Raw genomic sequence first — 14,075 nt, forward strand, 5'->3', positions numbered from 1 at the left:
CACTCCACGCAACAGAACCACTCCACGCAACAGAACCACCTCATGCACATGCCACGAAGGGAAATCATGCGCACCGCCCGCTTCGCCCTTGACCCCTCCTTCACCATCGGGGAGGTCGACCCCCGTCTCTTCGGATCCTTCGTCGAACACCTCGGCCGCTGCGTCTACACCGGCATCTACGAGCCCGGCCACCCCTCGGCCGACGAGGCGGGCCTGCGCGAGGACGTGCTGGAACTGGTCCGCGAGCTCGGTGTCACCGCGATCCGCTACCCCGGTGGCAACTTCGTGTCCGGCTACAAGTGGGAGGACTCGGTGGGCCCGGTGGAGGAGCGGCCCCGCCGTCTCGACCTCGCCTGGCGCTCCACCGAGTCCAACCGCTTCGGGCTCAGCGAGTACATCGCCTTCCTGAAGAAGATCGGCCCGCAGGCCGAGCCGATGATGGCGATCAACCTCGGCACGCGCGGAGTGGCCGAGGCCCTGGAACTCCAGGAGTACGCCAACCACCCGTCGGGAACGGCTCGTTCTGACCTCAGGGTGGCGCACGGCGACAAGGATCCGTTCGGCATCCGGCTGTGGTGCCTGGGCAACGAGATGGACGGCCCCTGGCAGACCGGTCACAAGACCGCCGAGGAGTACGGCCGTCTCGCCGCCGAAACGGCTCGCGCGATGCGGCAGATCGAGCCGGACCTCGAACTCGTAGCGTGCGGCTCCTCCGGTCAGGGTATCGAGACATTCGCCGAGTGGGAGGCGACCGTGCTTCAGGAGACGTACGACCTCGTCGACTACATCTCTCTGCACGCCTACTACGAGGAGACCGACGGCGACCGGGACTCCTTCCTCGCCTCCGCCGTCGACACCGAGTCTTTCATCGAGAACGTGGTGGCGACCTGCGACCACGTGGGCGCCCGTCTGAAGTCCAAGAAGAAGATCAACCTCTCCTTCGACGAGTGGAACGTCTGGTACCAGAGCCGGCCCAACCCGCACCCGGTCGAGGACTGGCAGGAGGCCCCGCGCCTGCTCGAGGACGTCTACTCCGTCACGGACGCGGTCGTCTTCGGCTCCCTGCTCATCGCGCTGCTGCGGCACGCGGACCGGGTGACCGTCGCCTGTCTCGCTCAGCTCGTCAACGTCATCGCGCCGATCATGACGGAGCCGGGTGGGCCGGCCTGGCGGCAGACGACGTTCTTCCCGTTCGCGCAGGCCGCGCAGTACGGACGCGGTCAGGTCCTCGACGTACGGGTGGAGTCGCCGACGTACGAGACGAAGAAGTACGGCGAGGCGGATCTGCTGCACGCCACCGCCGTGCGCGCCGAGGACGGCTCGGTCACCGTCTTCGCCGTCAACCGCAGCCAGACCGAGCCGCTGCCGCTCGAAGTCTCGCTGAGCCGACTGGGGTTGACCACGGTCGTCGAGCACAGCGCGCTCGCCGACGCGGACCCGGACGCCACCAACACCCTCGACGACCAGGAGCGCGTCACTCTCCACCAGGTCGAGGGGACCACCCTCCAGGACGGCACGCTCAGCGCCGTCCTGGAGCCGCTGTCGTGGAACGTGATCCGGCTGAGCTAGCCCGTGTGAGCGCGGCCGGGGGAGTCCACCGCTGTCACCGGTACTCCTCCGGCGGCGCTGCCCAACAGCGTCAGCTTCACCTGGCCGGGACCCGCGGGTGTGGTTCCGTCGGACAGGACAGCGAGGGCTAGTGTGTTGAGCCCCCGTGTGCGCAGCACCCCGTTCGGCAGGACGAAGGTGTGCTGGGGACCCACGTCGTTGATGTACTGGCCCATGTTCCAGCCGTTCAGGAAGATCTGGACGCGGTAGGCGCGCGCCGGGTCGTCGGTGAGCGTGAGCCCGATCGAGGCGTCCACGCCGGCGTCGACGGCGAGCCGGAAGCCGGTGCGGTACCAGGTGACGCCCTGCCGCCGCTCGGCGCGCGGAAAGTCCACGACCTTCCAGTCGCCGTCCGAGAACCCCGGCAGGTGCCAGCCGTGGCGCTCCCCGTACAGCCCCCCGTTGTTGAGCGGACCACGCACCGGATCGGGGGACACCTCTCCCTGGATACTCCAAGTCAGCGCGGGCGAAGCCCCCTCGAAGGTCACGGCCGTCAGTCCCCGGGCCACCTTGTGGGTGTCCCGCGCCGCTCCGTCCTCGTCGTGCTGCATACGCCGGACGAGGACGGACAGGACATGCGGGCCGCCGCCCCTGACGGCCTCCGGCTTGACGGGGAAGGTGGCCGTGGCGGCCCACGTCCCCTGCCGGACCGTCTTCTTGTCCGGCACCGGCATCCGGTGCGTCCCCAGCGGCTTTCCGTCCAGCCACGCCATGAGCAGCCCCTGCGCGCCCGAGATGTACGACAGCGATACGGACTGCGCCCCGCCCCCGTCCGTGAAGCGCCCCCGGTACCAGACATCCCCGTAGTGGAAGCCGTAGTCGTCGGCGAACAGCACGGGCTGCCCGGCCGGTACGGGGGTGACGCTGTGGGAGGTCTTCTTGTTGGCGGGCTTCCACTTCGCGTCGTCGTAGTCGGCGGCGGACTCCGGATTCTCGGCCGAACGGCGCCAGTTGGTCAGCGCGGGGAGCTGGACACCGGATACGCCGGGCAGCGGCTGCACGGCCCGCAGGCTCCCGGACTTCGTGGCGCGCGACTGCAACGTGCCCTGGTTCCACACCACTTCAGTCGCCCCGCGCGGCCCCCAGACCTCCAGATCCGCCGCCTCGACCGTGTCCCCGGTGAGATGGACGGTCGTGCCGCGCAGGGCCGCTGTGCGCACCAGCGCCGGGCCGCGCACCAGCACCGGGCCCGACGGGGTGTCGTGCCGCCACAGCCGTCCGGAGGTCTCGTCGTCGGCGAGCAGCAGCAGGAGGGGCGCCGAGGTGCCGCCGCCTTCCACCAATACCCGAGTGAGCCCGCGCAGTTGGGCGTGTACGCACAGCGCCCCATCCGCGTACTCGTGTTCGACGCTCCCCTCCAGCACGGTGACCGTCGGCTCGCTCGCGCACTCCAGCGCGGTCCGCGTCGACTCGCCCGGCCGCCCTGTGAACACGGCGATGTCCTGACGCCCGGCGGTGAGCCACAGCATGGGCTGCGCCGTGGAGTACCTCAACGTCCGCCGCCCGAGGCAGATGTGGGTGGCGAGCAGGCGGGCGTCGAGGCCGGGGAGCGGCACGGGGAGGGTCGTCCCGGCGAGCGGCACGGAGGCGACGATCTCACTGGGGCTGTCATTGCGCAGCACGTAGACATGCGCCTTCGTGTCCGGGTTGACGAGGTGGTACGCCTTGACGCCGAGGGCGGCAGCGGTGTCGCCGACCGTGACGTCCTCGGCGCGGTCCAGCTTCGCCAAGTCGGGCGCCGAGTGGAGCAGTTGGCCGATCTGGTGCATCGGGATCAGCTTGGCGGTGGCCTGCCGGGCCTCGTCGAGGGCGGCCCCGTAGTCGTACGACGTGTAGACGATCGGCGCGGGCAGCCAGCCCCAGGAGGTGCCGCCGAAGGTCATGTAGACGTTGTGGACCTTGATGCCGTTGGCGAGGTTGGTGAGGTAGAAGCGCCGCTCGTACGCCGCGTCCCGGGTCCGTCGCGACTCCGCGTACCCCTTGCCGTCGAACTCCGCCCCGCCCCACGGATCGAACCACCCGCCCCCGAACTCGGCCAGGAATCCGGGGGTCTGGGGGCTCGCGGTCGAGCCGCCCTTCGTACCGCCGATGCCGAAGTAGCCCCAGTCGGGCGGAACCGTGTCGGGTGAGGGATAGCCGTCGAAGGCGTACAGGTAACGCCCCCTCTCGCCGACCGAGTCGAAGGTGTCCGGCGCCCAATAGCCGTTTCTGCCCTTGTCGTTGTGGAAGAGCGGTACGTCGATGCCGTCCGAGCGGACCTTCGTGTACAAGTGGGTCATGTAGTCGCGGCCCACGGGGCTGCTGACATTGTTCGCGTACTCGTTCTCCAGCTGGTACAGGACGATCGTGCCGCTGCCCTTGGTGTACAGGTGCCGGGCGGCGATCCGGTCGACGGCGGTCAGCCACTCGTCCACGTACTTCAGGTAGGTGGGGTCGGAGGTGCGGGCCGTGCCCTTGGTGACGGTCAGCCAGCCGGGGAAGCCGCCCGCGTCGACCTCGGCGTTGATGTACGGGCCGGGCCGCAGGATGACGTACAGACCGGTCTCGGCGGCGGTCCGCAGGAACAGGTCGAGGTCGCGGACGCCAGAGAAGTCGTACGTGCCGGGAGCGGGGGAGTGGTAGTTCCACGACACATAGACGCTGATCGTGTTGTAGCCGTGCGAGCGCAGCTTCTGCAGGACGTCCCGCCATAGGGACGGACTCGGCAGCCGGAAGGGGTGGACCTCGCCGGACCAGAGCACGAGGCGCTTGCCGTCGATCAGCATGGAGTAACGGTCGAAGCCGACGGTGTGCGCCTTGCCGTCCGCCGCCGACGGCCCGGGCGCCGGCCCGGTGGGAGCGGTGTGCCCGCGTCCGGCGGCGCTCGCTTCACCGTTCCCGCTGCCGCTCAGCGAGAGACCGAGCGCTGCGCTACCGGCGAGTGCGCTGAAGGTACGTCTGCTCAACACCATGCGAAGTCCTCCCGGAACAGCGGCGCGGGTGCGGCCATTGTCCACGTATATGAGGATCTTGGCGCAGGGGATTAGGCGGTACGGGGGTACGGGGCTCGCCGCCCGGGGAACGGCTGTGTCCACGTCCCCGGAGGACCGGCTCCGTCGGCGAATCCTCCTCACCCGGCGCGTGACCCGGCCGCTACTGGATGCCGAGGAACTCCTCCAGGATGGGCAGCAGGAAGGGTGTGCGCTGCATGAGGGCGATGTGGGTCGTGGCGGGCAGGACGGCCAGGCGCGCGTCGGGGATGAGGCGGTGCATCTCGGCGGCGTGCTCGACGCGGACGAAGTCCGTGTCGCCGATGACGAGGAGGGTGGGGGCTGTCAGGGCGCGCAGGTCCTCGGGGGTCCAGGGGAGCGGGGCGTGGGCCGCTGCCGTGGTCCTGGTGAGGAAGTCCTGGAAGTGCTCCGGATGCGGGGCGGTGCGCGTGTAGGCGTCGGCCATCTGCTGGAAGTCGGCCTGGCTGGGCAGACGGGGCGAGGTGAAGTCGGGGGTGCGGACCTCGTCGTGGTAGCCGTCCTGGGTGAACTGGGTGGAGGCCAGTACGAGGCGGCCGACGCGCTCGGGGTGACGTGCGGCGACCTCCAGGGCGGTCAGACCGCCCAGGCTGAAGCCGAGGAAGTCCGCCTGCGGGATGCCGAGTTCGTCCAGCAGCGCCACCACGTCCGAGGCCAGGTTCGCAACGGTGATGTCGCGGTCGATGTCGGCGGTGTGACCGTGGCCCTGCAGTTCCGGGGCCACGACGTGCCGGGTACGGGCCAGTGCCGGAAGGATCGCTCCGAAGGCCAGATCGACGGTCTGGACCCCGCCGTGCAGCAGCACCAGCGGGCGCTGAGGCCCTGGAGCGCTGCCGTGCACCTCGTAGTACATCTCCAGGCCGTTGACCTTCGCATAGGCGGCCTCGGGGGTCTGAGTCGGGTCTGCGGGGTTCACGGTCATCACGTCCGTCCTGGTGGGGTGCTGTGCCGACACTAGTGAGACCGGGCGGACGCGACGAACTCATCGGTCGTGCGCGGGGCGGCCCGGGGCGTGCCGGGCCGCCCCTTCTTCCGTGGGGGGAAGGTGTGCGGGTCAGCCCTGTTCGATGCCCAGGGTCAGCGTGCCTGAGTAGCCGGACGCGGCCGAGCCGCCCAGGGCCGTCAGGGTGAGGAGGCCCGAGGCGGCGCCTGCGTCGTCGTAGACGGAGTCCTGGGCGAGGGTGGTGCGGGTGACCGTGTTGGTGGAGTACGGGGAGACCTTGGCCATCGCCGTCGTCACCGTCTCGCTGAAGAAGAGCTGGCCGGTGTGGAGCTCCTGACCGCCGGTGAAGGAGCCGTCGGAGGTGAGGGTGACGCCGGTGCGCACCTTCACGTGGATGTGCACACAGCGGCCTCTGTACCAGCCGGGGTAGATCGTCGTGATGTTCGCGACGCCGCTCGAGTCGGTGAGGACGCCGCCGCGCAGGAACGTGCCGTCGTCCGCCTCGTTGTGGCCGTTGTTGCCGACGAAGCCCGAGTACTCGCCGAGCGCGTCGGAGTGCCAGATCTCCACGAGGGCGTTGCCGATCGGGGCGCAGGTGTCGTCGTCCACGACGGTGAGCGTGAGCTTGAGGGGGGCGCCCGCCTTGCCTTCCGTGACGTCGGAGCGGACGAGTTGTCCGTCGAGGTAGTAGGGGCCTTCGGTCATCTCCTTGGTGAGGGTGCAGACGGCCGCCGCGGCGGCGGGGGCGGCATCCGCCGCGTCGGCTGCGGGGGCTTCAGGTGCTGCGGCGCCCACGGCCAGTGCTGCGGCCGTGGCGCCCGTGGCGATCAGTACGGTGCGGCGCCCGATCGGGGCTTCTGAAGTGTCTGTCATGGACACGGCACCGTAGGAGGGGATGCTGTTGGTCAGCTGTCAGTCATGCAAAATGACGAGGCGTCAAGTTCCTTGCCGGACAAGGCTCCGTGGGCCACGCATGTTCAGCCGGCCACTGCCGCCGGGGCCCGGTGACGTACCGTCCGGCAAGACCCTGTGTGCGGAGGTCGAGCTGCCGGGGTGGCCGGCCCTGGTCAAGCGGTCGAGCGGCCCGTGCGTGTCCGGTCAGCCCCCCGTCTGCGCGATCGAGGCCAGTACCCTCCCCGGATCGCCGCCCGGGGCCACCGCCGTGCCGATCTTCGACCTGATCGCCGCCGACACCCGTGACCAGCTTGTCTCGGAGAGCGGGTAGAGGTCCATGTTGCCGAGTGCGTCCAGGCCGTTCCACAGGGTGCGGTACTGCTTGTCGGCGCGCATGGCCGAGCTCACAGGCGCGGTGACGGGCAGGAGCTGGTATTCGGCGGCCTGCTCGGTGACGTACTTGTCGCCGTACAGGAAGTCGAGGAACTGACCGGTCTGTTCACGGTGTCCGGCCGATTTGAAGGCGATGGTCCAGTCGGCGGTGCCCATGGTCGGGACCTCCTTGCCGGTGCGGCTCGGCAGCGGGACGGTGCCGTAGGGCACGTTCAGCGAGGAGTCCTCGATCTGGCGCATCAGGGAGAGCGGGGCGTTGACCATCCCCGCCTCACCGTTGAGGAAGGCCTCAAGCGCCGCGTCGCGGTTCAGCTCGGCCGGAGCGACCGGGCCGGTGAGCCCCGCTTCGACGAGGCGGGACTTGAGCCACTTGAGCGTCGACACATTGGCGTCGGAGGTGAAGTCGTAGCCGCCGGTGCTGTCGGTGTAGCCGCCCTCTCCGGCCAGCAGCCAGCCCAGCGTCTCCGCCTCCGCCTCCTCGGGGCCGAGAGGCAGCGCGATCGGGTACTTCACGCCCTGCGCCCTCAACACCCGTGCGGCGACGAGGAGTTCCTGCCAGGTGGTGGGCGGTTCGAGGCCGGCCTGACGGAAAAGGTCCTTGTTGTAGTAGAGCAGCCGGGTGCTCGCGGTGAACGGCAGCCCGTACTGGGTGCCTTCCACCTTCCCGGCCTCGGCGAGGCTCGGCACGAACGCGCCCTGCACGGGGATCGACAGCAGCTCGTCCGCCGAGTAGAGCAGGCCCTTGGCGGCGTACTCGGCGAAGCTGTCGGTCTGTACGACGTCGGGCGCCCTGCCCTGCTTCACCAGCTCGGCGACCTTCGCGTCCACGGTGCCGGCGGGGTAGACCTTCGCGACTACACGGACGCCCGGGTGGGAGGTCTGGAAGGCGAGTCCGACCCGGTCCCAGTAGCCCAGCGAGTTCTTGTGGACGCTGTCGCCGTAGTTGGTCGCGACGACGGTCAGGGTGACGGTGTGCGCGTCCGCCTGCGTTTCCGCGCCGCAGCCGCTCACCCCCGCCGTAAGGCCGAGCGCGGCCGTCATCGTCAGCAGAATCCGGGCTCTGCGGTGCACGGTCATCACCCTCTGTTCCAGCTCTGGTCCACACCTTTGACGCGCGTAGACGAAGCGCGTCGATCGTAAGCCGGACGGAAGGCGGTGCACAGGGCCGTGGCGATTGCGTTCTTGTTCCATGAATGTGACGCGAGTGGCTCGAAATGACCGGAAAGTGACGGGGGTTGGGTGTGCGCGAAGCGTTGACGCGCAAGCGCTTCGATTCTACGGTCCCGTTCGAAGTCCTGGCCAGTGTTCAAAATACCGAACATCTCTCCCCGAAGGAGGGTCCGCGTGAGCCGCATCTCCCGCAGAACCGCGCTCCTCGCCGTCCCGGCCGCGATCCTGCTCGCGCTCGTCCCCGGCACCGCGAGCGCCTACCCCAACCCCGGCACCGTCACCGGCTCGGTCGTCGTGCACGACCCGACGATGATCCGCACCTCGGCAGGACGGTATCTGCTGTACGCCACCGGTGGCGGCCTGAGCTACAAGACCTCCACGGACCGGATCGCCTTCACGGCCGGCAGTGACGCGTTCACCACCAAACCCGGCTGGTGGTCGACGTACGCGACCGAGGCGTGGGCCCCCGACATCTCGTACCACGGTGGCAAGTACCTGATGTACTACGCCGTTTCGACCTTCGGGTCCAACACGTCGGCCATCGGACTCGCCGGTTCGACGACCGGACTGCCGGGCTCCTGGAGCGACTACGGGATCGTCTACACCTCCACCAGCTCCAGCGACTACAACGCCATCGACCCGAACCTCTTCGTGGACGACGACGGCACGTGGTGGCTGTCCTTCGGCAGTTGGTGGACCGGCATCAAGATGATCCAGATCGACCCGTCGACCGGGAAGCAGCTGTCGAGCAACACCACCCGGTACTCGATCGCCTCGCGGCCGACCGGGACGAAGGCCGTCGAAGCGCCGTACATCGTCAAACGGGGCGGCTACTACTACCTGTTCGCCTCGTACGACGTCTGCTGCCAGGGCACCAGCTCCACGTACAAGGTCAAGGCCGGCCGGGCCACGAGCGTCACCGGCCCGTACTACGACCAGAGTGGCGTCGCCCTGCTCAACAACGGCGGCACGCCGGTGCTGGAGTCCCACGGGTCGGTCATCGGCCCCGGCGGCGAGTCCATCATGGCCGACACGGAGGGCGACCTGATCGTCTACCACTACTACGACGGCAACGACAGCGGGACGCCGAAGCTCGGGATCAACCTCCTGAACTGGAGCACGGGTTGGCCCGTCGCGTACTAGGGCCCTGTCCGGCGGATCATGCCGGAGACGCGGGGCCGGGCACGCCCTCCCGCACGCTCGGCTTCGCTCGCACGGGGGACCCCCATCGCGTCGACATCCCTCCTCCGCCTTGCGGCTGGACGCTCCCCCACGCTCGGACACGCTCGCGCGGGGGCCCCATGGCCCCGCTCACCTGCGCTGATCAGGTGCCGTGGCTTTCCTCCTACCTGATCCGCCGGACCGGCCCTAGCCCGCCTGGTTGTAGAGCATCGCGCCCACGGCGGGCCAGCCGGTGGCCGCCTGCTGGGGCTGCGGCTCCGGTTCCGGCTGCGTCCGGCCCCGGACCTGCGCAGCGGTCAGCCCTCCCTGCGCGCCCTGCGAGGCGGACATCCCTTGCCTCCCGGCCATCCCGGGCATGCCGGTCTGGGCGGCGGGCTGCAGCCCGGCGGCCGGGGCCGGTGCCATACCGGGCATGGCGGGAGCGGGCGCCGGCATCGCGCCGGGCGGCTGCGCCTGCGCCGGGGCCGGCCAGGCGGTGGGCTGCGGGGTCGGGAAGCTGGACACTCCCGCAGGCTGCGCGCCGGGGAAGTGGGACACCTCCACCTGCTGCCCGCCGGGGAAGGCGGGCACCCCCGCAGGCTGCGGGGCAGGAAGGCCGGGCACCTGCCCGCCCTGTCCCCCCTGCGCGGCCGGAAAGCTCGCCACCGCCGGGACCTGCGCGGCCGGCAGGCGCGGTGCCTGCGTGGCTTGCGCCGCCGCAGGCTGCGGGGCGGGGAAGTTCGACACACCCGCGGGTTGGGCGGCGGGAAGGCTCGGCATCGGCATCGGCGCGGGCTGCGGGGCGGGGAAGTTCGACACACCGCCGGGTTGCGGGGCGGGGAAGTTCGACACCCCCGCGGGTTGCGCGGCGGGAAGGCTCGGCATCGGCGCGGGCTGCGCCTGGGCGGGCCCGGGCCACTGGTGGGCACGCGCGGCCAGCCCCTGCATCCCCGCCCCGTTCGTGGCGCTGACCAAGCGGTCCACCGCCGCCGTACCCGAGCTGTAGCTGGTCCCTGTGCCCAGCTCGGGCACGGCGGCTCCCCTCCTGGTCCCGTAGAGCACCTGTTCCAGGCCGGACACCAGGCGACGCACGTCCACCTGGGGGCGCACCACGAGTCTCAGGAAGCGACTGGACGAACCGATCTTGTTGCCGCACTCGCGGACCAGGATCCGGTGCTCGGTGAGCAGCCGGTCCCGGACCACGGTGCCCTCGGCGCCCACGGGGAGGCGTACGAAGAGGAAGTTGCCCTGCGACGGATAGACCGTGAGGCCCGGCAGCGCGGAGAGCTGACGGGCCATGTCGAGCCGGTCCCGGCGGACCATGTGCAGGCTCTCCATGTACTCGGCGCCGTGCTCCTTGAGCATGAACACCACGGTCTCCGCGAAGGAGTTGAGGTTCCACTTGGGCAGCATGGAGCGGACCTTGCCCGCGAGGGCCGGGTTGGCGACGAGGTAGCCGAAGCGGATGCCGTGCAGTCCGAAGTTCTTGCCGAGGCTGCGCAGCACGATGACGTTGGGACGCATCACCGCGTCCTCGACCACGCTGGGGTCGGACTCGGCGTCGGCGAACTCCAGGAACGACTCGTCGATGACGATCAGGTCCAGGTCCGCCATCGCGTCCATGAACTGGACGACCGAGCGGCGGGGGAGGAAGCCGCCGTCGGGGTTGTTCGGGTTGCACAGGACGGCGACGCGGGTGCCGCGCGCCCGGATGAACTCGGCGTACGCGGCGAGGTCCAGGGCGAATCCGGCGGACTCCTGGAGCGGGAACATGTCGACCCGCTTGCCGGTCTCCATCGGCTGGTCGGTCCAGCGGCCGAACGTGGGGACGGGTATCGCGAGGGATTCGCGGACCAGCAAGTGGTCGATCCACGTGATGAGTTCGGTGGAACCGTTGCCCATCGCGACGCACTGCGGCGGAAGCCGGAGCAGCGAGCACAGCTCGGCGGTGATGGTGTCGGCGCTGCTCGGGTAGTACGTGATGATCTCGCGCAGCCGGCCCGCGAGTTCGTCGAACATCGCGGGCGTGGGGAAGTACGGGTTGCACGGGATGCAGAAGTCCACCGGGCCGGTCCCGTCACTCTCCCGCGTCAGTGCGGCCATCGACGGGCTGTGCGCCGCGGAGCCGCCAAAGAGCGAGGTGACATTGCCGGCCATGGAACCTCCGTCTTTAGGTGGCCCGTGCGGGGGAGCACGGGCCGCCCTTTCATACGGATACGGAGGTGGCGCTGTTCAACTGGTGTGAACGAAGTGTGACTTCGGGAACCGCGATCCCCCGAGCAGCGTCAGGCGCTGAACGTGTGCACCGTCGTCGTGCGGTACGTCTCGCCCGGCCGCAGCACCGTCGACGGGAACGACGGGTGGTTCGGCGAGTCGGGGAAGTGCTGGGTCTCCAGGCACAGCGCGTCGCCCTGCCGGTAGATGTGCCCGCCGGTGCCGACGAGCGTGCCGTCCAGGAAGTTGCCCGAGTAGAACTGCAGGCCCGGCTGGTCGGTGGCGATCTTCAGGGTGCGTCCGGAGGACGGGTCGCGCAGGGTCGCGATGTGCTCGGGCTTCGCCGTGATCCCCTTGTCGAGGACCCAGTTGTGGTCGATGCCCTTGCCGTACAGCAGCTGCTGGTTGGCGACCCGGATGTCCGCGCCGACCGTCTTGGCGTGGCGGAAGTCGAAGGGGGTGCCCGCGACCTCGGCCAGCTCACCGGTGGGGATCAGGCCCGAGTCGACGGGGGTGTAGCGGGAGGCGGCGATCTTCAGCTCGTGGTCGTAGATCGAGCCGCTGCCCTCGCCGGCCAGGTTCCAGTAGACGTGGCTGGTGAGGTTGACGACGGTGGCCTTGTCGGTGGTGGCCTCGTAGTCGATGCGCCAGTCGCCGTGCCTGTTGAGGGTGTAGGTGACCTTCGTCTTGAGCGTGCCGGGGTAGCCCATCTCGCCGTCGACGCTGGCGTAGTGCAGGACGAGGCCGACGTCGGAGCCGGAGGTGAAGCCCTCCACGTCCCAGACGTGCTTGTCGAAGCCCTTGGTGCCGCCGTGCAGGCTGTTGACGCCGTCGTTGACGGACAGCTGGTAGCTCTTGCCGTCGAGGGTGAACTGGCCCTTGGCTATGCGGTTGCCGTAGCGGCCGATCAGCGCGCCGAAGTACGGGGTCTTGGCGACGTAGTCCTCGATGTTGTCGAAGCCGAGGGAGACGTTCTTGTACTTCCCGTGCCGGTCGGGGATCTCCAGGGACTGCACGATCCCGCCGTACGAGAGGACCTTGAGCCTCGTCCCGCCGTTCTCCAGCGACCAGCGGTAGACCTTCGTGCCGTCGGCGAGCTTGCCGAAGAGCTCCTTCACCGGCTTCCTGCCTCCCGAGGCGTGTGCGGTGCCGACTGTGGCGGCGGTCAGTCCCGCGGCGGCCGCCGCGGCGATGACGGTGCGTCTGCTTGTATCCATTGCGGCTCCTGGTTGGTGGGGGAATCGCTTCCCCGGCCTGTGCGTTGCGTAGTGATGCCGTATCTTTCTGTTGTTCCCACGGGGATCGGTTCGGGCTGGACCGCAGCTGGAAGCGCGCCGCCTTCAGGGGGCGGGCGGAGTCACATGCGGCTCCTGCAATGAAGGAAGCCGAGTCCTGCAAGGACATGGGGCCCCGCCGGTTGGCGGGGCCCCAGTCGTTTACGAACCGACCTTGCGCTTGTTCCACACGTCGAAGCCGACCGCCGCCAGCAGCACGAGGCCCTTGATGACCCCCTGCCAGTCGGTGCCGACGCCGACGAGGTTCATACCGTTGTTGAGCACACCGAGGACCAGGCCGCCGACGATGGCGCCGAGGATGGTGCCCACGCCGCCGCTCATCGAGGCACCGCCGATGAAGGACGCGGCGATGGCCTCGAGTTCGAAGTTGACGCCGGCCTTCGGCGAGGCTCCGTTGAACCGCGCGGCGAAGACGAGACCCGCCAGCGCGGCCAGCATCCCCATGTTGAGGAAGACCAGGAAGGTGACCTTCTTGTCCCGGACGCCCGACAGCCGGGCCGCGGGCAGGTTGCCGCCGATCGCGTAGACATGGCGGCCGACGACCACGTTGCGCATGACGTAGCCGAAGCCGACCAGGAGTACGGCGAGGACCAGCAGGACCACCGGGGCGCCCTTGTAGCTGCCGAGTTCCATGGTGAGGGCGATGATCGCCGCGCTCAGCAGGGCGAGCTTGACCGCGAACAGGTTGGCGGGCAGTACCTCGAGGGAGTACTCCGCCTGCCGCCTGCGGTCCTTGACCTCACGCCAGATCACAAAGCCGATCAGCACGAGCCCGAGCAGCAGTGTGAGGTTGTGGTAGTTCGTGTTCGGGCCGATCTCCGGCAGGAAGCCGTTGGCGACCTTCTGCAGGCCCTCCGGGAACGGGCCGAGCGTCTGGCCCTTGAGGAAGACCTCGGTCAGACCGCGGAAGATCAGCATGCCGGCGAGCGTCACGATGAACGACGGCATGCCCAGATAGGCGATCATGAACCCTTGCGCCGCCCCCGCGGCGGCTCCCACGGCCAGGCACAGCAGCACCGCGAGCGGCCAGGGCACATTGTGGTTGACCATCAGTACCGCGGCCACACCACCTATGAAGGCGGTGATCGAGCCGACCGACAGGTCGATGTGGCCCGCGATGATGACGATCATCATGCCGATCGCGAGGATCAGGATGTAGCTGTTCTGCAGCACCAGGTTGGACACGTTGCGCGGCAGGAGCAGGTCGCCGCCGGTCCACACCGCGAACAGGGCCACGATCACCCCGAGGGCGATCAGCATGCCGTACTGGCGCATATTGCTGCGCATGCCGTCGATCAGCAGCCCGAGCAGGCCGGGGCCGCCGGATCCGGAGGGACTTCCTCCGGGCGTCGCTTCGGCCGGGGTCTTGGCCGTGACATTGGCGCTCAT

Annotated in this window: 9 protein-coding genes; 2 read left to right on the forward strand and 7 right to left on the reverse strand. The window is 69.3% G+C overall.

The genetic code is table 11. From position 1 onward, the window contains the following. The first annotated feature begins 66 nt into the window (after positions 1-66). A complete protein-coding gene (locus AB0D27_RS08300; RefSeq protein ID WP_362503821.1) occupies positions 67-1,569 on the forward strand; it encodes an alpha-N-arabinofuranosidase in 1,503 nt (500 codons plus the stop codon). On the opposite strand, the gene AB0D27_RS08305 is transcribed toward AB0D27_RS08300, so the two are convergent. From AB0D27_RS08305 to AB0D27_RS08320, 4 genes are all read right to left on the reverse strand, one after another. Further along, on the reverse strand, positions 1,566-4,559 hold the full coding sequence (locus AB0D27_RS08305) for a beta-galactosidase (protein WP_362503824.1): 2,994 nt from the start codon (positions 4,557-4,559) through the stop codon (positions 1,566-1,568). The genes AB0D27_RS08300 and AB0D27_RS08305 overlap by 4 nt on opposite strands. A 181-nt stretch (positions 4,560-4,740) precedes the next feature. Continuing rightward, complete coding sequence (locus AB0D27_RS08310; protein ID WP_362503827.1) at positions 4,741-5,538, reverse strand: alpha/beta hydrolase; 798 nt, start codon at positions 5,536-5,538, stop codon at positions 4,741-4,743. 132 nt (positions 5,539-5,670) lie between these two features. Beyond that, the gene (locus tag AB0D27_RS08315) at positions 5,671-6,432 is read right to left on the reverse strand and encodes an intradiol ring-cleavage dioxygenase (protein WP_362503830.1); all 762 of its coding nucleotides are present in this window, start codon (positions 6,430-6,432) and stop codon (positions 5,671-5,673) included. Positions 6,433-6,657: 225 nt separating this feature from the next. Then, a complete protein-coding gene (locus tag AB0D27_RS08320) occupies positions 6,658-7,917 on the reverse strand; it encodes an extracellular solute-binding protein (protein ID WP_362503833.1) in 1,260 nt (419 codons plus the stop codon). A 273-nt stretch (positions 7,918-8,190) separates the two neighbouring features. On the opposite strand from AB0D27_RS08320, the gene AB0D27_RS08325 reads away from it, so the two are divergent. Beyond that, on the forward strand, positions 8,191-9,159 hold the full coding sequence (locus AB0D27_RS08325; protein ID WP_362503836.1) for an arabinan endo-1,5-alpha-L-arabinosidase: 969 nt from the start codon (positions 8,191-8,193) through the stop codon (positions 9,157-9,159). A 225-nt stretch (positions 9,160-9,384) separates the two neighbouring features. On the opposite strand, the gene AB0D27_RS08330 is transcribed toward AB0D27_RS08325, so the two are convergent. From AB0D27_RS08330 to mmsB, 3 genes are all read right to left on the reverse strand, one after another. Continuing rightward, positions 9,385-11,334 (reverse strand): aminotransferase class I/II-fold pyridoxal phosphate-dependent enzyme, encoded by a 1,950-nt coding sequence (locus AB0D27_RS08330; RefSeq protein WP_362503839.1) that lies wholly within the window; start codon positions 11,332-11,334, stop codon positions 9,385-9,387. A 128-nt stretch (positions 11,335-11,462) separates the two neighbouring features. After that, a complete protein-coding gene (locus AB0D27_RS08335) occupies positions 11,463-12,608 on the reverse strand; it encodes an aldose epimerase family protein (RefSeq protein ID WP_362503842.1) in 1,146 nt (381 codons plus the stop codon). Positions 12,609-12,827: 219 nt separating this feature from the next. Continuing rightward, positions 12,828-14,075: a multiple monosaccharide ABC transporter permease gene (gene mmsB, locus AB0D27_RS08340; RefSeq protein WP_362503845.1), complete on the reverse strand. Its 1,248-nt coding sequence runs from the start codon at positions 14,073-14,075 to the stop codon at positions 12,828-12,830.

This window comes from Streptomyces sp. NPDC048415, from assembly GCF_040651675.1.
Classification (GTDB): domain Bacteria; phylum Actinomycetota; class Actinomycetes; order Streptomycetales; family Streptomycetaceae; genus Streptomyces.